At 57.2% G+C, this 19,435-nt stretch carries 19 protein-coding genes; 6 read left to right on the top strand and 13 right to left on the bottom strand.

Annotated elements, in window-relative coordinates; translation table 11 throughout:
- The first annotated feature begins 19 nt into the window (after positions 1-19).
- Positions 20-739, top strand: a complete 720-nt coding sequence (locus tag PJL69_RS06545) for a hypothetical protein (protein ID WP_271308922.1) — start codon at positions 20-22, stop codon at positions 737-739.
- On the opposite strand, the gene PJL69_RS06540 is transcribed toward PJL69_RS06545, so the two are convergent.
- The 7 genes from PJL69_RS06540 to PJL69_RS06510 form a co-directional block, all read right to left on the bottom strand.
- Complete coding sequence (locus PJL69_RS06540) at positions 715-1,536, bottom strand: prephenate dehydrogenase/arogenate dehydrogenase family protein (RefSeq protein WP_271308921.1); 822 nt, start codon at positions 1,534-1,536, stop codon at positions 715-717. The two genes, PJL69_RS06545 and PJL69_RS06540, sit on opposite strands and share 25 nt — an antisense overlap.
- Before the next feature lie 193 nt (positions 1,537-1,729).
- The gene (locus PJL69_RS06535) at positions 1,730-2,947 is read right to left on the bottom strand and encodes a multidrug effflux MFS transporter (protein WP_271308920.1); all 1,218 of its coding nucleotides are present in this window, start codon (positions 2,945-2,947) and stop codon (positions 1,730-1,732) included.
- A 5-nt stretch (positions 2,948-2,952) separates the two neighbouring features.
- Complete coding sequence (locus PJL69_RS06530; protein ID WP_271308919.1) at positions 2,953-4,869, bottom strand: AsmA family protein; 1,917 nt, start codon at positions 4,867-4,869, stop codon at positions 2,953-2,955.
- Positions 4,870-4,965: 96 nt separating this feature from the next.
- Entirely contained in the window at positions 4,966-6,840 is a 1,875-nt protein-coding gene (cobT, locus tag PJL69_RS06525; RefSeq protein WP_271308918.1) for a cobaltochelatase subunit CobT, read from the bottom strand.
- A 106-nt stretch (positions 6,841-6,946) separates the two neighbouring features.
- Complete coding sequence (locus PJL69_RS06520) at positions 6,947-7,363, bottom strand: hypothetical protein (RefSeq protein WP_271308917.1); 417 nt, start codon at positions 7,361-7,363, stop codon at positions 6,947-6,949.
- Positions 7,364-7,590: 227 nt separating this feature from the next.
- Positions 7,591-8,577, bottom strand: a complete 987-nt coding sequence (gene cobS, locus PJL69_RS06515; protein WP_209096661.1) for a cobaltochelatase subunit CobS — start codon at positions 8,575-8,577, stop codon at positions 7,591-7,593.
- A gap of 190 nt (positions 8,578-8,767) precedes the next feature.
- Complete coding sequence (locus tag PJL69_RS06510) at positions 8,768-9,838, bottom strand: peptidoglycan-binding domain-containing protein (RefSeq protein WP_271308916.1); 1,071 nt, start codon at positions 9,836-9,838, stop codon at positions 8,768-8,770.
- 355 nt (positions 9,839-10,193) lie between these two features.
- Here PJL69_RS06510 and PJL69_RS06505 point away from each other — a divergent pair, with 355 nt between their 5' ends.
- Complete coding sequence (locus tag PJL69_RS06505) at positions 10,194-10,787, top strand: OmpA family protein (protein WP_271308915.1); 594 nt, start codon at positions 10,194-10,196, stop codon at positions 10,785-10,787.
- Between the two features lie 11 nt (positions 10,788-10,798).
- Positions 10,799-11,533, top strand: coding sequence for a caspase family protein (locus PJL69_RS06500; RefSeq protein WP_271308914.1), 735 nt, complete (start codon positions 10,799-10,801; stop codon positions 11,531-11,533).
- Between the two features lie 13 nt (positions 11,534-11,546).
- Here the strand turns inward: PJL69_RS06500 and PJL69_RS06495 are convergent, their stop codons facing one another.
- The gene (locus PJL69_RS06495; protein WP_271308913.1) at positions 11,547-13,037 is read right to left on the bottom strand and encodes an adenylate/guanylate cyclase domain-containing protein; all 1,491 of its coding nucleotides are present in this window, start codon (positions 13,035-13,037) and stop codon (positions 11,547-11,549) included.
- A gap of 162 nt (positions 13,038-13,199) precedes the next feature.
- The gene (locus PJL69_RS06490; RefSeq protein WP_271308912.1) at positions 13,200-13,823 is read right to left on the bottom strand and encodes a J domain-containing protein; all 624 of its coding nucleotides are present in this window, start codon (positions 13,821-13,823) and stop codon (positions 13,200-13,202) included.
- Positions 13,824-13,897: 74 nt separating this feature from the next.
- Between PJL69_RS06490 and PJL69_RS06485 the strand changes: the two genes are divergently transcribed.
- Entirely contained in the window at positions 13,898-14,158 is a 261-nt protein-coding gene (locus PJL69_RS06485) for a BolA family protein (RefSeq protein WP_271308911.1), read from the top strand.
- 31 nt (positions 14,159-14,189) lie between these two features.
- On the opposite strand, the gene PJL69_RS06480 is transcribed toward PJL69_RS06485, so the two are convergent.
- The 3 genes from PJL69_RS06480 to PJL69_RS06470 all read right to left on the bottom strand — a co-directional run bounded on the left by PJL69_RS06480 (position 14,190) and on the right by PJL69_RS06470 (position 15,905).
- A complete protein-coding gene (locus tag PJL69_RS06480) occupies positions 14,190-14,654 on the bottom strand; it encodes a DUF4177 domain-containing protein (RefSeq protein WP_271308910.1) in 465 nt (154 codons plus the stop codon).
- A 46-nt stretch (positions 14,655-14,700) separates the two neighbouring features.
- Positions 14,701-15,294 carry a class I SAM-dependent methyltransferase gene (locus PJL69_RS06475; protein ID WP_271308909.1) on the bottom strand — a complete coding sequence of 198 codons (594 nt, stop codon included), beginning with the start codon at positions 15,292-15,294 and terminating at the stop codon, positions 14,701-14,703.
- Positions 15,295-15,404: 110 nt separating this feature from the next.
- Positions 15,405-15,905 carry a thioesterase family protein gene (locus tag PJL69_RS06470; RefSeq protein WP_271308908.1) on the bottom strand — a complete coding sequence of 167 codons (501 nt, stop codon included), beginning with the start codon at positions 15,903-15,905 and terminating at the stop codon, positions 15,405-15,407.
- A gap of 386 nt (positions 15,906-16,291) precedes the next feature.
- Here PJL69_RS06470 and PJL69_RS06465 point away from each other — a divergent pair, with 386 nt between their 5' ends.
- Positions 16,292-17,821, top strand: coding sequence for a tetratricopeptide repeat protein (locus PJL69_RS06465; protein ID WP_271308907.1), 1,530 nt, complete (start codon positions 16,292-16,294; stop codon positions 17,819-17,821).
- Between the two features lie 93 nt (positions 17,822-17,914).
- On the opposite strand, the gene PJL69_RS06460 is transcribed toward PJL69_RS06465, so the two are convergent.
- The gene (locus PJL69_RS06460; protein WP_271308906.1) at positions 17,915-18,379 is read right to left on the bottom strand and encodes a nuclear transport factor 2 family protein; all 465 of its coding nucleotides are present in this window, start codon (positions 18,377-18,379) and stop codon (positions 17,915-17,917) included.
- A gap of 106 nt (positions 18,380-18,485) precedes the next feature.
- Between PJL69_RS06460 and PJL69_RS06455 the strand changes: the two genes are divergently transcribed.
- Complete coding sequence (locus PJL69_RS06455; RefSeq protein WP_271308905.1) at positions 18,486-19,394, top strand: LysR family transcriptional regulator; 909 nt, start codon at positions 18,486-18,488, stop codon at positions 19,392-19,394.
- Positions 19,395-19,435 lie beyond the last annotated feature (41 nt).

The following is a 19,435-nucleotide window of genomic DNA, read 5'->3' as shown; positions in this document are numbered from 1 at the left end:
GTGGTGGCAGGTGACTGGAATGCTGACAGCATTTGAGATCGTGAGCTTGATGACCATTGCGGTGGCTCACCTGTTTGCCCTGCGGTTCAAACGGCACTTGCCAGAGGCCACGCGCTGGCTGCAGGATTTTTCGTGCGGTTTGGGTTTGGGATACGCTTTTCTCTATCTCTTGCCCAAAATTGGCAGCATGACCGGACAGATCGCGCTTCGACAGCCGGAGGCGCATGTGTTGGTCGAACACCAATTGTATGTCTATTTGTTTGGCGGCTTTCTGGCGTATTATTTGATCGATTTTGGCGCGGATGCCGTGCGGTTTGCGCGTGTTCGTATGGCATTCAACGCGCTGTCATTTCTGGTCTACAACGTGCTGGTTGGCATCACGATTCTGCATATCAATGAACCAGCTGCCGCATTCTATGTGGTGTCCAGTTTGGTTTTTGTGCTGCATTTGTTTGGTGTGAACAGTTTTCTGATCAGCCACTATGCGGATGACTTTCGGAGCTGGATGCGGTTTGCGTTTGTGGCGGCAGTCGCTGCTGGGGGGCTGATTGGGAGGCAGATCGAAAAATATGATCCGTATCAATCTGTTGCGACAGCAATTGTCGGAGGGATTGTTATCATTTTGTCGATCCGCCTGAAGCTGCCCGCGCGCGAACACATCAACACGCGGGCCTTCCTTTTTGGTGTCGCCGCCATGATTGCGGCGGTTGTGATTTATGCCGCGGGTGACATGCGCTGACCCTGCACAAGCAGCGTCTCGCGCTCAAAGTGGTCGCGCATCTGCTCGGCTTTTTCAAAGAAAGCGCTGCGCACCTCTCTGGCAAAGGGATTACAGACTTCGATGGCATGCAGAACTGTTGGTGGATCATCCTGCACCATGTCTACGGCTTCGCGCAAAAGATCAAAGCTTGCGGTTGTCAGCTTGTCAGGGAGGGGGCCGAGATCTGTGATCACCTTTCCAATCAGGTGGGTCAGCCCTTGCACCATGGCCATGTCGCGGTCGTGTTGTTCTGCGGTGGTGACGATCACGTCGAGGCCCGCTTTGCGCAGAAACGCTCCGATGCGCCGCCACTGTGTTCCGCGTATTGGGCAGAGCGCGATCTTGCGCCCCGCAACGCCATTGGCAGCACTTTGGGGTCCAAACAGCGGATGTGTGCCCAGTATGTCCACATGCGCCGGCAAGTGTCGGTGCATATCTGCCAGCGGTGCCACTTTGACTGATCCCACATCCATCACCACGGTGCCGGGGCGCAAGTGTGGTGACAGCGCGCGGCAGACATGCTCCATGCGCGCAACCGGAACCGCCAGAATGATCACATCGCATTGTGCCACTTCTGCCAATCCTTGCAGCGTCAGGCGTTTGCCGTCAGGCAGCACGGCCCGGCTGTAGGCTGGATCGCAGATTGTCAGGGCGCACTGTGGGGCGAGCTCGCGCGCAACAAGACGACCAAAGCCGCCAAATCCCACAAGCCCCACACGTGGCTGGCCATCAACGATTTCTTGGGCGTTGTTCAAGTGTTTTACTGCTTGTCCCATCACGGGGTTCCTTTGTGTCAGGCCGCGCCTGTCCGGGAACTCATGTGTTGGAAGGTTTTTTGGCTTCATCCCCGGCAAACGCGGCGGATGAAGATGCTAAAGACCCCGCCACTATGTGGTCAGGGGATAATAGATGCCAAAAAAGATACCTTGAGTGTTCATGCCTGTTTCGTGCCACAGGCGGAAACGTCGGTCAAGCGGCTTTTGGGGTGTCGTCCAGCGGTTCTGTGATGTCGAGCCAACGCACGTAAACTGCGGTGATGAGAGAGATCACACCGCAGCCGATCATCAACCCATACATCAGATAGACGCCGTTGGCGGGGGTGAGAATGGCGCCTGTCACGCTGGTCATCACAGCGCCGATCCCGACGCTCATCGCGCCGGACAGGCCAGAGGCGCTGCCCGCCAGTTTTGGGCGCACGGACATGGCACCGCTGTTGGCCGACGGCAGGGTTAAGCCATTGCCAATGCCCACAAAAATCACCGCCCCAGTGAAGGTCACCGGATGGATAAAGCCAAACAGCACAATCGTAAGCCCGATGCAAAGTCCGACAAGTCCAACGATGCGCCCGGACAGAACCAAAACCCACAAAGGCAGGCGCGGGGCCAGCTTGCCGGAGAGGAAAGAGCCAAAGGAAAACCCGATGGCAATGGTGCCAACTGACATGCCCACAGCAGCGGGGCTGAGGCCAAATACTTCTGCACCGACCAGAACAGATCCGGTGATATGCACATAAAAAGCCCCGACCGAGAATCCGATGCAGAGGGAATATCCCCAGAACCGGCGGGATTTGAGCAGGGCAGGGTAGGTGGCGAATTGCTCTCGCATGGTGGCGGCGCGGTCGGTGTTGGTTTCGCCAAGGTCGCGCCAACACAGGGCCAGCAGCCCGACGCCCATCAGCAAATAGAGCACAAAGCTGGCCCGCCAGCCGAAGCTTTCATGCAGCAGGCCGCCCAATGTGGGGCCAAGCATGGGCGCAATGGCCATGACCATGGAAATATAGCCGAGCTTGCTTGCGGCTTCCTGTGGGCCATGCATGTCGCGCACCACCGCACGGCTGAGCGCGATGCCAACCACGCCCGCCGCCTGTAGCATGCGCCAGAACAGGAATCCGGTTATGCTGTCCGCCCACAAGCAGCCCGCAGAGCCAAGTGCAAAGATTGCCAATCCAGACAGCATCACTGGCCGTCGGCCATAGCGATCAGACAAGGGCCCGATCACCACTTGCAACACCACCGTGATGGCCAGAAACCCGCCAAGAGACAGATTTGCCACCGCGTAGGGCACGCTAAATTCCGCGGCGATCGCGGCCATGGAGGGCAGAAACATGTTGAGCGACAGCACTGACATTGCGGTGAGCAGTACCAGAGTGTTCAGATGGGGTGGGCTGAGCGTTGCGCTGGAGGTCACAGCGGTCAGTTTCCGCCCAGAAGGTTCAGCAGCCCTTTCTTGGCCTCATCCTCCAACTTCTTTTTGAGCGCATCCTCGGTGGATTGCCCCTCCTGCGGGGTGACCCCCAGCTCATTTTGCACCGCATCCTTTAGGCTGTCTTCGATCGCGTCCAGATCAGCCTCAAATCCGCTTTCGATTGCCGCTTCCAGATCGGGCACAATGCTTGGATTGTGCCAGCTGCCGCGGATTTTGACGGGCACCATGAGGGCCGGGCCATCGGTGCCACGCAGCTGGGGGGTGAAAATATAGTCGATGGTTTGTAGACCAAGACCAACCGTGCCTTTGCCGGTGGCCGCCAGGCGGGGCAGGCCCATCACAAGATCATCGTTTTGCAACACGCCTTCTTTAATTGTCCAACTGGCGGCCATGTTATCAAACACTGTGGTGCCACCGGTTACATCACCACGCAAAAGCCGATCCAGATCAATGCCTTCGATGGTGCCGCGCCCAACAGAGAGATTGCCCTCTCCGCTGAGACCGTTCATCAGCGTATCAACGCTGTCCCCAGAGCTGAGGAAGGTGGCGCGGGCATCCGCAGTCCCGGTGAAACGGTCGATATCGGCGGCTGTCGCGAGGAAGGGTTCGAGCCCGATTGCGGCGGCTGTGAGATCGCCCCGTACAGAAAATCCGTTTCGGTTGTTTGCCACCAGCGTGCCTTGTACCGCGCCGTCAAAAATGGCCATTTCTTCGATTGTTGCCACCGCGCGAGCCGTGTCGATTGTTAGAGATGCTCGGGTTTTTCCGACCGGGATATAGCCCAGATCCATGGCTTCGGCTGCGAATGTGATGGTGCCATCGATCAGGCCAAGCGCCTGTGCATCAATCGGCTCTTTGGACCAGCCGCCGATGTCAGCTTCGTGTTTTGGGATTGCGTTGTCTGATGCGGTTTGGCTGTCCTGCAGTCGCAGATGCTCTGTCGCAATTTGTGCGATGACATTGGGGCGTGTGCCGGACAGATTGACATCTGCCTGAACGCTGAAGGTGTTGCCGAAAACTTGCAACGTGCCACCGCGCAGCGACATTTGCTGGTTGCCGGTTAGGGTCACATCCCCAGATGCCGCCAGTGGTCCCTCGGGGCCTGTGGCGCCAAGCGTGGCTAAAAAGGCGTGCGCATCTGGCGCGTTTACCTCGAGCCGCCCCTGCGCTTCGGGCGCGATGCCAAACTGTCCGGTAAATGAGGCTTGTCCCTGCGCTGCGGTGAGTTTTGCATAAACCTGAGTGGTGCCTCCCTGCAAAAGCGTAAGCGGGGCCGCGATGGTCGCCTGTGTCGCGAGGGCCTTGCCAAAAGGGGCGGCCTCGGCGGCAAGGGAGGCGGGCCCGGTCCGCTCTGGCCAGTCGAGCGTGAGAGACAGGTTGGCGATTTCCTGTAGTTGTGTGCCCGCCTCAATATACCGGAGGCGCGCGTTGCTGAGAGAGAGGCTTTCCAAGGTGATGGGGGTCGCCGCGCTGGCTGAGACATCCGGCGCAGACGTGGTCGCGGGATCTGGGGCCTTGTCCGCAGTCAGATCCCAATTTGCCTGGCCATCGGCGTTGACTTCAAGGAGCACATCCGGGCTGACCAATTCGAGGGTTTTGATGCGGATGTCACCGCCAAGTGCGGCCATTGCATCCACGCCGATGACCGCGCTTTCGGCCTGAAACATCGGTCCTTTGCTGGACCAAGATGCGTTGCCAAAACGCACCGCCTCGGTGCGGATGCCCAGAACAGGATACCAGCTGAAGCCAACGCTGCCTTCAAACACCAGATCCCGGCCGGTCTGTGCCTTCACTTGATCAGCGGCCAGTTTGGCGATTTTCTCACCCGGCAGTGCGACGATCAGCACAACGCCTGAGATAGCCAACAAAACGATTGCGGCTATGATGCCTCGGATCACCTTCATCAGAAGACCTTCCCTTACTGCTCAGCCACAGCGTAGACCTGCAAAGCAGGGGAAGGCAACCAGGCAAGGGTAGGTTAGGACGGGTGCCCCAACAGATCACCCGGCTTTGCGCAGCCCCATGACGCGGGCGCGGGCGCGTGGATCGCTGTCAAACAGGGCGGCCAGCTGTTCGGTCATAGCTCCGGCAAGCTGTTCCACATCGGTGATCGTCACTGCGCGGTCATAATAGCGGGTTACATCGTGACCGATGCCAATCGCGAGAAGCTCAACCATCTTGCGTTTCTCGACCATGGCGATCACGTCGCGCAGGTGTTTTTCCAGATAGTTGGCAGGGTTGACCGAAAGCGTGCTGTCATCCACTGGCGCGCCATCTGAAATCACCATCAAGATCTTGCGCTGCTCTGGGCGCATCATCATGCGGCGGTGTGCCCACTCAAGCGCCTCACCGTCGATGTTTTCCTTCAGCAGACCCTCTTTCATCATCAGCCCAAGGTTCGGGCGCACGCGACGCCAAGGGGCATCGGCCTGCTTATAAATGATGTGGCGCAGATCATTGAGGCGGCCGGGCTGTTGCGGGCGGCCATCGTTGAGCCATTTCTCCCGCGCTTGACCGCCTTTCCAGGCGCGCGTCGTGAAGCCGAGGATTTCGACCTTTACGTTGCAGCGCTCAAGCGTGCGGGCCAGCACGTCGGCACAGATTGCGGCAATTGATATCGGACGGCCACGCATGGAGCCGGAGTTGTCCAGAAGCAGGGTCACCACCGTGTCGCGGAATTCCGTGTCACGTTCCATTTTGAAGCTCAGCGGCGTAGTGGGGTTGGCAACAACGCGGGCCAGTCGGCCAGCATCCAATGTGCCTTCTTCCAGATCGAATTCCCAGCTGCGGTTCTGCTGTGCCTGAAGGCGACGCTGCAGGCGGTTGGCCAGACGGCTGACGGCACCTTTCAGCGGTTCGAGCTGCTGATCGAGATACGCGCGCAGGCGCTCCAGCTCCACCGGCTCTGCCAGATCTTCTGCGGCGATCTCTTCGTCGTTTGTGGTGTCAAACACCACATAATCCGGGTCAGCCTCGGAAATGGGAGGGGGCGGGGGCGGATCGAGGGGGGCTTCGCCATCGGGCAGCTCCGCCTCGTCAGACATTTCGTCCTCGGCCATGTCATCCATTGTGACCTGAGCCTCAGACATATCCTGCTGCTCTTCCTGAGACTGCTCAGGGTTTGCTTCGGCGTCTTCTTGATCCTGTTCGTCCTGTCCGGTGCTATCCGGATCATCCTCTTCCTCGGATTCAGGCTCTGCTTCGTCCTGTTCATCATCGAGATCGTCAGGGTCGTCTCCAAGTTGATCGCCATACCCGAGATCGTCGATGATCTGGCGCGCGAATTTGGCAAACGCCTGTTGATCAGACAGCATCGCCTGCAGATCGTCCAGGTGTTCGCCTGCGCTTTGTTCGATATGGCCGCGCCACAGGTTCATGACATTGGCAGCCGCGGCGGGCAGATCCCGACCGGTTGCCAGGTGGCGGATCAGATAGCCAGCGGCCACAGGCAAGGGGGCTTGGTCAGATGATGTCATCTCGCCGTAACCACGACCGGCGGCTTCATGGCTGATCTTCACGTCGATGTTGGAGGCGGTGCCGGGCATTTCGCGCGCGCCCATCGCCTCACATCGTGCGGTTTCCATCGCCTCATAGAGATCGCGGGCAATGCCCTGACCGGGGGCGTAGCGTTGATGGGTCGCGGTGTCGTGGTATTTGTGCTGAAGCGCCAGCGCATCGGCGGTGCCACGGGCCAGCAGGACCTCGTCGCGGCTCATCCGGCGGCTCACTTGCGGCAGGCGCACGTTCTCGCCGGAAATACCAGATGGATCGACCGTATAGGTCACCGACAGTTCCGGATCATCGGCCATGACTTTGGTGGCCTCGGCCAAGGCTTTTTTGAACGGATCGGCGGGGTTGTCGGACTTCTTGGTCATGGCTGTGATTAATCACGGGAGAGACGCAATGTGCAAGGGGCTGCGCGCCGCCCAAGTGCGATTTCCTGAGCGTCAGATACCGCGTGCCTTTGTCGCGTCATTTGGCCTAGAGCACCATGTTGCGGCAATCTTCTATGCGTGCAAGCAGCGCAGCTTGGGCGCGTTCTGCCACGCCGTGATCAAAGCTATAAAAAGAATGCGCCAACAGGCCGGCCACTTCGCTCCATCCCTGGGCCCGCCATTGCACCGAGACTTTGGCGTCCTCTTCATTTGGCAGGGCGTCGGGCAGCACCGCTTCCAGCATCAAATCAAAGGTCTCCACGAGGGCCGCATTGCCTTCTGCGTCGGGATTTCGAACTGCGCGCTGATGGGTGGTGAGGGCAGAGATGCGACCAGAGCAGGTGGCAAAGGCCTGTGCCTGTTGGTGCGGCCAAATCGGCAGAGAAGATGCGGCGGTGCCCATTGTCAGCAGGGCGGCGCCACAGAGCAAACTGCGGAGGGTCGTGCGAGCTGAATATGTCATGCCTCTACAGTATGGCAGGACGCAGTACAGTCAATACTGTATATACAAAAGATATTAAAAAGATATCATATTTTGTGGAGGTGTTTGTTAAACGTTCTCATCTAAAATGGCAGAAAATTTAGAGCGGTGGCTTTTCGTGGTGCCTTTGTGGCGCTGGCAGAAAGGCAAGCACACCCAACAAAAAAGCCGCCCCAATGGAGCGGCCTTTGTGTGCAATGTCGCCTTGTTTACCCGAGGCTGACGCTGGCTGCGCTTTCAGGCAGTTCTTCGTCAAAGCAGCGCTGGTAGAATTCCGCCACGGTCTGGCGCTCCAGCTCGTCACATTTGTTCAGGAAACTCAGGCGGAAGGCATAGCCCACATTGCGGAAAATTTCCGCGTTGGCGGCCCAGTTGATCACGGTGCGTGGGCTCATCACGGTGGAGAGATCGCCGTTCATGAAGGCGGTACGGGTCAGATCCGCCACAGTCACCATCTGATTCACAATCTTGCGGCCTTCAGCGGTGTTGTAATGCGGCGCTTTGGACAGAACGATCGCAGCTTCGGCATCATGGCTCAGATAGTTGAGCGTGCTGACCAGCGACCAGCGGTCCATCTGGGCTTGGTTGATCTGTTGCGTGCCGTGGTAAAGCCCGGTGGTGTCGCCCAGACCCACCGTGTTTGCTGTAGCAAACAGACGGAAGTAGGGGTTCGGTTTGATCACTTCGTTTTGGTCGAGCAGAGTCAGTTTGCCGTCGGCTTCCAACACGCGCTGGATCACAAACATCACATCCGCGCGGCCCGCGTCATATTCGTCAAAGACGATGGCGGTTGGGTTGCGCAGCGCCCAAGGCAGGATGCCTTCGTGGAATTCGGTGACCTGCTTGCCGTCACGCAGTTTGATCGCGTCTTTTCCGATCAAGTCGATACGGCTGATGTGGCTGTCGAGGTTCACACGCACACAGGGCCAGTTCAGGCGCGCAGCAACCTGTTCGATGTGGGTCGATTTACCGGTGCCGTGATAGCCCTGAATCATCACGCGACGATTGTGGCCAAAGCCCGCAAGGATCGCCAGCGTGGTCTCTGGGTCAAACTTATAGGTTGGGTCCACTTCAGGCACACGGTCTGTACGCTCTTCAAAACCCTTGATTTTCATGTCGCTGTCGATGCCAAAGACTTCGCGCAGATCAATGTCTTCTGTGGGCTTTGTGTTGCTGTCCATGATGCCGTCGGCCATGTTTGTCGTCCTTCAATGTGCCGCAAAATAAGGGCGGCTGAAATCTACCGGCCTTTGGTGCATCAAATTGAAAAGGATCACAAGCGAAACCACAAAAAAGACGCGGTGTTGTTGATCATGCCCTGCCGCGCGCCGCAGTCGTGCATGAAATACGCGCATGCCGCGAAACGGGATGCGTTTCCTGAGGGGCCTAAAATTCCACGTCGTCTTTGATGAAGTCATAGAGATTTTTGTAAAGTCCGTCGCAGTTTTGCCCGCCGACACATTGTGGCGAGGTTGCCGCAGAGGGTGCGGTTGCTCCCGATTTCGATTTGGGGGAAGGGGCGGTCGCGCTTCGCTTTGCCTGGGGCGCGCGCGGGGTGGCCTTTGAGGGCGCAGAAGCGGCAGCGGGGCGCGCCGTTGGCACTGGCGCCGATGTGAGACGGTTCAGACGTTCGATCACATCAAAATCCGGCTCGCCATTGGCAATGAGATTTTGCGCCACCTGAAATCTTGTAACAGCCTGTCGTGTTGTCGGGGTCAATTTGCCGTCGATGGGTCCTGACATATATCCCAATGCGATGAGCTGCTGTTGCATGCGCTTGATATCCGGTCCGGACAGTACGAATTTGCGTTCGCGCTTTTCGGCAGCGCGGGCATCGGTGCCTTGAGCGCCGAGGCATTGCCAATACGGGACACCCGCATGTTTGCCCAACAACTCGATCAGGCCAAGCTCGATCAGATTGCGCACGGCCTGTCCCTGACTTTCGACACGTTCAATTGCGATTGGCACAGCCACATCCGCATCGCCGATAACGCCCCCGACAACCCCATTGAGACCGCGCTTGGTGACGACCATGGAATTGGAAACCGACCCACCTGCCAGGATTTGTCGGCTGGGGTACTGCACAAGATGCAGATCGACGGAAACAATCGAAAGGGTGCGACTGCTGCGATACAGCGAGTTCACGATGCCTTTGCCGGTTTTTGAGTCATGTCCGGCACTGATACTGTTGTCGACAGTGTCTGAATCATGCTGCGAAATTGACCCGCGAATATAGAGATTTGGCTTCACCTCGCCTTTCTTACGGGTTGTCACCAGCTCCAGCTGGCCAAATCCAGAGATCCGCGCCTGATCCAGAAACACATAGCGTCGACTGGTGCGGTTCATCTGATTGAGCGCGTTGATCAGCATGTCATCTGCGCCAACATAGATCCCGCGTGTCTCATCTGGAATGTCGGAGGAGGACACCAAGTAACGGCGGGCGGGCAGTTGAGCCAATAGCCCATCCATGCACCGCAGCGATTGCGAAAAAGAGGTGAAATTGCGTGCTGGCCGCGCGTTTGGCTGGGCGATCGCTGGCGTAAAACTTGCGCGATTGGACGCGCAGCCCGTCAGCACCATGAGGCAAATAAGGAACAAAAACAGCCGAGAATCGGGGCGATCTAGAGGCACAACATCACCAAACAGAACAAAACACCCTTCGATTGTCAGGGAGACGGGTTTACAGAGCGCAAATAACGACGACCTTTTCTTTCGAATTTTCGCAAAATTATACTTGAGACGGAAACGCGCTGTTTACGTCTTTCGCGCACAATATAGCTGTTTCCAGTGTGCCGAGGTTTGAGGCGATCGTATGTTCCGCTTGCGCGTAGTTGGGCTGTGTCTGCCCCTGTTTTTTCTTCCATTTGCTGCGGTGTCTGCGCCCAGAGAGCTGGCTGTTTCCGCAGATCGATGTGCAATTTTTTTCGCTCTGACGGGGCAGGTTGCGCATGGCTGTGCCCCCCCTCCGCTTGAGGCTTTGGGGCGCACGCGAAAGCTCTCGCCTCAGGGATATGACACAGGGGCCGCGAGCCTCGAGAGCGCTGATGGAGACCAAGGGTATTTCATCCGCTTTCCCTTCAATTCCGATCAGCTCACTGCGGAGTACACGGCCCATCTCGCGCGTTTGGGGCGGGTGCTGACCTCAGAGCAACTTGCAGGGAGCTGCATCAAGCTGGTGGGGCATGCTGACAGTGTGGGGGGGGCTGCCTATAATCAAACGCTTTCGGCGGCGCGGGCGCGGGTTGTGGCGGATAATCTGGCCTCGGTGTCAAAGGTGCCGCGCAGCAGATTGCTGACCGAAGCCAGAGGGGAACGGGCATTGCTTGCAGGTATCCCAGGGGCACATCCTCTGAACCGACGGGTGGAAATCCTGGCGCGAAAGATGGACGGGGCAACCTGCCGGTGAGGCACCTGTTATTGACGCTGATACTGTCGTTGGCATGTGTGTTTTCTTTGCCGGCTTATGCGGAAAAAGCACCAGTAAGCCATGTTGCGTTGGTTGTGGGCAGCGGCGCTTATGCGGGGGTAGATGCCTTGCCCAATGTTCTGTCTGATACGCAGGCGATTGCAACGCGCTTGCGAGAGTTGGGCTACCGGGTGGTCTATCTGCAAAACCCGCAGCGGCAGGATATTTTGCGTGCATTGGCGATTTTGCGCCTGATGGCACACGACGCGCAGCAGGTGGTTTTCTACCTTGCTGGGCATGGTTTTATGCAAGATGGGCGGGCCTACTATGTCCCCGTTGATGCTGGAGGAGCAGCTGGTCAAGTCCGTGTCGGCGCGGCGCTGCCCGTGATGCTTTTTGCGCGCGCGGTTTCGGAACGCCCACGACAAAAGATCATTTTTTTTGATGCCTGTCGCAGCGTGTTTGCAGCGCCTGAGACTTTAGAGGCACTGCCGCCTCTGTCCTGGCAGGCGGGATTGGCATTGGCATATGCCTCTGCGCCGGGGACGGAGGCCTATGACGGGCGCCAGGGGCAAAGCCCGTTTGCGCGTGCGTTTCTGCGCCATGTGGGGCCGCAGTCCCCTCCTTTGGCGGAGCTTATGCGCAAGGTCCGGTTGGATGTGGTACAACAGACGCAAGGGGCACAGGTACCGTGGTTTCAGTCGGCCATGTTGATTGAAGCCTATCTGCAGCGCAGGCCAGATTAATGAGACACCCCGGTCACATCGCGTCTAAAACGCCGCGCACCGCCGTGGCGATTTTATCGCGTGTTTCCTTGTCCAGTCCTTGCATATGCACGACCAAGTTTTCGCCCTGATCGGTCGCCGTGGCCGAGCGACGATTGGTGCCGTGACGCAGGACACGATAGGGGGTGATTTCTCGGGAAATGCCTTTGAAATGTTGGGGCGCGAGCGGCTCCGCAGCCACAAGATCTTTGGCATGGGCGTAGGTTTCATAGCTCATCACAATCCCGCCGGGCTCGGCAATCCCTTCAAGGCGCGCCGCCAAATTCGCCTCAGCGCCAATGATCGTGTAGTCCATTCGTGTTTCAGAGCCAAAATTGCCGACATTGCAATACCCCGTGTTCAGCCCCATCCGGGCGCGAAACGGGTGCTCAATCCCGCGCGCGCGCCATATTTGCTCCAGCTCATCCAGTCGTGCCTGCATGTCCAAGGCCATTTTTACGCAAGCGCGGGCATCTTCTGCCACGCCCTGACTGGTGGGATCCCCAACAAAAGCGACGATGGCATCGCCGATAAACTTGTCGATGGTGGCGCCATATTTTTCGGCGATCAGCCCCATCTCTGTGAAATATTCGTTGAGCAGGGCGGTCAGTTCTTCGGGTTGCATCCGCTCGGTTGTGGCCGTGAAGTCTTTGATGTCGCTGAAAAATACGGTCAGTTTCTTGCGTTCAGTGCTGATGGAGGCATCGCGCTCCCCCTCAAAGATCGAACGATAGACCTGTGGTTCGAGATACTTGGAAATCTTAAGCGAGACATCTGCAAGAAAGGCGTTGTTTTCGCTCAGTTCCGCGTTGGCGTCGCGAAATTTTCCAGCAAGCTGCAATTGATGGCGGGCAAAGATCACCACCAGTGTGCCGGCGATCAGCATGTATCCCAAAAGAAACTTGAACGAACTCAGGTTGAGGGAGAGCGGCTGGCGCACATGTACGATTTGCAATCCGCGAATGTGGTCCCCCTCCTTGAGCGGGGCGGCTACGGTGAGGCGGTGCCTCAAAAGCCCACCTGCCTCCTGCACAATATGCGGTCGCTGGTTGTCAGGATCGCGCAGCCGCTCCAGCGCGTGGCGTTCAAAGTCACTCAGTTCGGTTGTGGGGACACCAGCTTGCGGATCTTCAAACACAAATCGAAAGGTGGTGCCGGGCAGAATCTCGGAAAACCTCTCAGACAACGCGATTGTCGCAGCATCGGCCGAAAGGGGTGCGGGATCTTTGATGTTGGTTTCGCGGTACATCAGCGTGGCTTGTTCGGCGCCCGTTGCGCTGGCGGCGGCGCTGCCTACGCTGATCTCGTAGTGATCGCGAATTTCATACATGAGCTTGTTCAGGCCATTGGCCTGGCGATGCAGATTGTGGTGGGACAGGCTGTTAAGATCCAGCCAAAGTGCGACGGGCAAAAGGGCGATCGCGGTGAGCGCCGCCAAATATAGCTGTTTGGGATGTGCCGTCAGATGGTCGATCAGTTTTTGCATTTATGCCCCCAGCTGTCATGACGAGTCCGCTTATGAAGACGCTAGAGTGCAAACCCAAGGGTGGGAACCGCTATTCAGAAGAAACGGCCCAATAGGCAACATAATGGGCAACAAAAAAGGCGCGCCCAACTGGTCGCGCCTTAGATTAAGTTTTATCTGCAATTATTTGAAATTGCGGCTGTCTTTGATCTGATCCCAGGCCCAGACAACTTCCTGCAGCTGCTCTTCCTGGCTCCGGTCGCCGCCGTTCATATCGGGGTGCAAGACTTTGATGAGCTTTTTGTAGGCTTTGCGCACTTCGGCTTTGGTCCAGTGATCCTTGGCCTCGAGAATTTCGATGGCACGACGTTCTGTTGGGGGCAGGCGTTTGCTGCCACCGCCGCCTTTGCCGGGGTTTTGCGTGGCGTTGCCGCCCAGCACCTGATGTGGGTCTTCGATGCCCAGACGCGCCCAGGCACGCGTTTCTGGATCCACAAATTTTTTGGTCTCGCGCTCCCAGACTTTGTCCTTGGAGTTCTGCGCGTTCATTTCGGCTTCGGTCTTGCCGTCAAAGAAGTTCCATTTCAGGTTATATTCCCGCACGTGGTCTTTGCAGAACCACTTGAACTCGTCCAACACATCGGGCGCGCGTGGGGCACGGTAAACACCGGCCTCTTCACAGCCGGGATGCTCACACACACGTGTGGAGGTTTCGGATGCGCCTGTCATGCTGCGCCGTCCGCGCGGGTTTTTCTTCTTCGCCGACTTCACGGACATATCGAAACCAAAGGGATCTGATTTGGTCATGAACTCACCTTTTCGACTCGGAGCAGAGAGTTTACCCTAACCTGACGCAGATTGAAGAGGCTGAGTGTAGAAAAATGAGCGTTGCACAAGAAATTCACAATAAGTTGGCTGCCGCTTTTGCACCTGCTGAGCTGGAGGTCGTTGATGACAGTGCAAGCCATGCCGGTCACGCTGGTGCGCCAGGTGGCGGGGAAAGTCATTTCAACGTGCGGATCAGAGCGGCGGCCTTTGCGGGGCAGTCACGCCTTGCGCGCCACCGCGCGATTCACGCAGCACTTGGCGCGGATTTGATCGGACGTATTCACGCTTTGGCGTTGGATATCGACGCGGCCTAGGTCGCCCCCAGCAGCGGCGGGCGCGTTCTGATCAGTCTTGCTTAAGCGAGTCCACGCCTGCGCGCACGACATCGTCTTGGTCACGCGGTTCGGCATTTTCAGTGCTTTCTGAATCATCCTCCTGATCCAGATCTTTGGTTTCAGGGACAGTTTCAGGCACTTCATTGGCCTGCGTTGTTGCCTCAGCTTCAGCTGGCTGCGCTTCGTCACTTGGTGCCGGGAGCGCGGCGGGCGCTGGCGCGTTGCCGTCTGCGTTTTCGTCCACGGATTTTGAGCGGCGATACACCAGCACAGTGCGATAGGTTGTCGTGGTGCTGGTCAGGCCACTGCGCTCTTCGCTTGGCAGCGTCTCTGCGCGCAAAAATTCCCAGCCGTCCGCCGCAAGCGTATTCATGTGCAATTCCAGCGTGTTGGCAAAACGTGCCTCTGGGCCTTTGATCCCTTTGCCTTTCTGGCCACGTGTTGGGGCAGGCACCACTTTGTATTCAAATGTCATCGTTTAAAGTCCAAAATAGATATCGGTTGTGTCGTTGCGTGCGGCTTTATCCGCGCATTTTTTTTGGCAGCAGGCGCAGCCGTTCTGGGTAGGTTGGCAGCGCGGAGGTTTCTTTCCGCATGGCCCAGCTTGGAAAGCTGTCTTGCGGATCGCGTTGTTTGGAATTGGCCGTGCGCATAATGGGTTGGCCCAATTCATCGGCAAGGGCGTCGACGCAGATCTCCACCAGAGGCCATTTCTTGTGGTAGTCATGGCCCGCGATCATGCCACCAACCTTCACCTTGGCAAACCAGTCAAACATGGTTTTGCCCCGCTCTTCGCCCGTATGGGCGTACCCATCTATGTAGACAAAATCAAAAAACTCATCAGGAAAGGCGTCCAGAGCCTGCTCAAAGCTCATGCGCAGGAGCCAGTAGGGTTTGCCCATCCCCACGTTTTTGAGCGCCTTGATGTACTCCGCCGTATCGTGATGATCGCCATAGAGATCAACGCCATACAGCTCTTTGAACAGACCGGTTTCCATCAGGCGTCTGGAATACCAGCCACCGGCCACCCCCAACTCGATGCCGATAAGGCCGTCGCGTTCCAGAAAGAGAGGCAGTTCCTTGCGCTCTTGCAGAATGTCGATCACGTCTACCATTGCGGCTCAGCTATTCACGGATTGACGCGCAGGGTCCAGCATGCATCCCAAAGAGGGGCGGTCTTTGCGACAAAACGTGGCTTGGCTGCATCGTCCGGTGTCTTGAGATTTCAGCCTGCGACTGCCTGCGCGGGCTTGCGGCGAATGCCCATCTGGCGCCCCACACGTGACGGCCGCGGCAGGGCGCTATGGGCGTCCGCCATCTCCGCAAAACCTGTCAGGATGTGTTCTGGCATGGGGGCCACCCGGGGGCCGGATTGGTCGATATGCAGCCCCAGACCTTCACCTGTTGCGGAAAGCCAGCCATCTTCGTGCCACAGCTCCTGATAGAAATGAAAGCTCTTTTCATCGTGATCCAACAGCTGAAAATGTGCCGTGACCTTGTCACCCAAATGCAGTTCTTTCAGATAGCAGAGATGGAATTCTGCTGAAAATGTGGTGTTGCCCGTGGCCGCCCGATAGGGCGCATCGAGCCCCAATTGGTCAAACACTTGATCGACACCCCGATCAAACAGCAAATTGTAATAGGCCATGTTGAGATGGCCATTGAAATCAAGCCATTGCGCCTCAACTTCCATGGGCGATGAGATAAATGGGGCGACGAAGGCCATGGTAGAGCTCCTGTTGTTTTTCAAAATTTTATGATCCGCGCGGGATGGCTTATCAAGGAAAACTTGCCTGATGTTCCGGCACCTTGGCGCACGCCGGCTGGTGCGTAGCTGTGCATGCGCGCAACAACTTTTAGCTGTGCGACCATAGCGATCTCGTGTCTCTTGCGGTGGCTTTTGCGCCTTTATACACGCGTCCACATGTGGAGGGGCGTGCGCTTAGTACGGCAGTGGACGGATTGTTCGTCCCTGTGGCCAGTGGTGCATCTGACTACGTCACCAAGACAGGATCGCCAATTTCGGCGGGAATTTGACCATACGATTTGCCCGTTTTGCGCGCAGCAAAGCGCGGGCAGACATTGATAAAAGACTTAAGAGGAACATCCCTGATGTTTGACCTATTCCGAATGCGACCGTACCTCGGTGCGACTGGTGTTGTGGTGGCCGTATTGGCGCAGCCGTTGGCGGCGCAAAACGCTGATCAAGCGGCAGATCCCGCTGCGTTGCACGAAAGCTGTGAGGCCGGTGAGCTGGTCAGCTGTTATGAGCTGGGACATCTTTACTACAGCGGCGAGGGCGTTGAATGGGACGAAGCCAAAGCGGCGGCGTTGTATGTGCGGGCCTGTGAGGCCGGATTTGACCGCAGCTGTGCGGATGCAGGGTACATGTATGCGCGCGCCCGTGGTGTTGAGGCGGACCAGCTGCGGGCGGCAAACTACTATGCCGTTGGCTGCGAAGCTGGGGAGAGTTGGGCCTGTACCCCGGTTGGACGCATGTATGAATTGGCGACCAGTGATGACGGCGCTGGTGTCGCGCAAGATCTGGCAAAGGCTGCGCAGTTCTACACGCTGGCCTGCGAGGGCAAAGAGCATGAAGGCTGCGCCTATCTCGGCATCTTGCAAGAGGAGGGGCGTGGGGTTGCACAAGACTACGATCTTGCGATCACCAACTATGAAACGGCCTGCTATGGTGCGGGTCTGTCACTGGGCTGTTCCAAATTGGGCTTCTTGGCTCTTGAAGGGCGCGGTATGGCGCAGGATTTCAAGACTGCTGCGCTCCTGCATTCATATGGATGTGACAGCGAACAGTGGGCAAGTTGCCGGGCGCTGGGTCAGATTTATGAGCACGGGGAAGCCGGTATCAAAAACGGCCGCCTTGGGATGAGCATGTATTTACAGGCCTGCGAGGGGCGCTACGGCTATGATGCGGATGCCTGCGCCTTTGCGGGCATTCTTTATGAAAACGGCGACGTGGTGCCCGAAGACACCCAACGGGCGATCACGTATTTTGAGCGCAGCTGTGAGGGCAATTCTGGCACGGGCTGTGGCAAGCTTGGCAGTGCATACGCTTTGGGAATTGGGGTAGAGATCGATTTGCCCAAAGCTGCCCAGTTTTCTGAGATGGCTTGTGATTTGGGCAACACGGTTGGGTGTTACAACACTGGTTTGGCCTACGGGATGGCACGTGGTGTTGAAGAGGATTTGCCTCGAGCGTTCACATATTATCAGACCGCATGTGACAAAGGGCACGTTTATGCCTGCACCAACCTTGGCGACGCGTATTCCAAGGCGAGAGGTGTCGAGCAGGATCATCAGAAGGCGCGCGCACTTTATGAGCAGTCCTGTGAAAAGGATGACGGGCTTGCGTGTTACAACTTGGCCTGGGTGTACCGCGATGCAGAAGACGTTGCGCAAGACTACACGAAGGCTTTCGAATTGTTCATCTTGGCATGTGAGAAAGAAAGAATGAGAGGATGTTACGCTGCGGGGTATCAATACCTGAATGGCGAAGGTGTCGAGAAAGACAAAAAGCAAGCCGAAGCCTATCTCAGTCAGGCCTGTGAAGCGGATATTCAACACGCCTGCGACTTGTTGGAAGAAGAGTTCGGCGGGTTTAAGTTTAAGAAAAAGAAACGCTAACGCACGCCCAGCTTACTCAAACGGCCCGCAGTTTCTCCTGCGGGCCGTTGTTCTTTGCAATGCATGTGGATCTGTTCGGACTGAGGTGTGTATTTACTGTGCGACCTCAAAGTGGTCTTCGCGCAAGAGCGCTGTCCCGTCAGGCTGAAGCACCCAAAGCTCATTTGTGATGATGCCCTGTGCGTTGTTCATTTTCCAATCAGCGGAAACCTGTGCGGCGCTCAAAGAGGTATCGATCACTTTGGTGATAGTATTTGCGTACACAATGTCATCATAGCCATTCTCAATCAGGTTCTGCCAGAAGGCTTCAATCGCCTCGCGGCCTTCAAAGGTGCCAAAGGGTTTGGCAACCATGATTGCGTCTGCCTCATACAGAGCGGCCGCGGCGGCGGCATCGCCCGCATTAAAGGCATCGCGCCATGCGCGGCTTGCGGTTGCAACGGCAGTGGAGAGTGCAAATTCTTTTGCTGCGGCGTCTTCAGCGTCTTGGGCGAATGCGGGCGCTGTCAGGCTCATGCCCAGTGTTGCGACAAGTGAGAGAAGGGAAAGACGTTTCATAATGGTGCTCCTTTGGTCAGGTTCTTGACCTTGAGCTAGGGTGTTTTGCTTGTATGAAAAACAGGAATAGTGTGAAGTATTAGTTCATAAAAAGAGAACAATAAACATGCTGTCCCATCTGCCAAAGACCTTTCTGGCGATTGTCGAAACCGGATCTATCACCGCCGCCTCTGAGGCGCTTGGGCTGGCAAAATCGGCCGTCAGTCAAAACTTGAAGCGTCTGGAGCAGCAGCTTGATGTCAAACTGGCGGTCAGAACCACGCGTAAGATCACTCTTACCCCCGCAGGAGAGCGCTACTATCACCGCTGTAAGGAGATCGTGGCTCTGTCGCAGAGCGCCCGCACAGAGATGGAAGCCTATGGCGCCACACCGAGAGGGTCATTCTCCATAACCGCACCGCATGCGCTTGTTGCGCCGGTGGTTGCGCCTGCCTTGGCATCGCTGGTGCGTCGGTTCCCAATGCTTGAGCCGCGTGTGATTGCGGATGATGCACGGTTGGATCTGGTGGCAGAAGGCATTGATCTGGCGTTGACGGTTGGCGATCTGCCGGACAGCAGTTTTAAGGCACAGCGTGTTGGGGCATTGCAGGATGTCTTATGTGCCGCGCCGAGTTTGCTGCAATCCGGGCCACCCCAATCAGACGCTGTGTTCTTTGAGTGGGTTCAAACCCTGCCGTATGTGGCCCATATGCGCGAACCCACCAACCTGCATTATCGGGGGCATGCGCGGTCAGCAGATGCGCCCCTGAAACTTCGTTTCCAATCTGGCATGCGCGCCAACACCATGGAGGCGATAGTAGCCTTGGCAAAAGAGGGCTTGGGCGTGGCATTGCTGCCTGATGTCGCAGTTGCAAAAGACTTGAATGATGGGCAGCTGGTGAGAGTTTGCCCGTCGCATCCGACAGAGCCTATCCCGATTTACGCGGTGCACGCCTATGACGCGATGACGCCGCTGTCCGTGCTTGAAGCCGTGGCGGCACTGCGCTCAAGGATGGGTGAAATTGCTCTGGATTGAGCGGGGCTGTGACGCCTGAAAATCAGCAGTTATGAACTGGC

The sequence above is a fragment of the Shimia sp. MMG029 genome, assembly GCF_027947445.1.
In the GTDB taxonomy this organism is placed as follows: domain Bacteria; phylum Pseudomonadota; class Alphaproteobacteria; order Rhodobacterales; family Rhodobacteraceae; genus Shimia.
The sequence above is the reverse complement of the archived record's forward strand: the minus strand, read 5'-3'. Positions and strand labels throughout refer to the sequence as shown.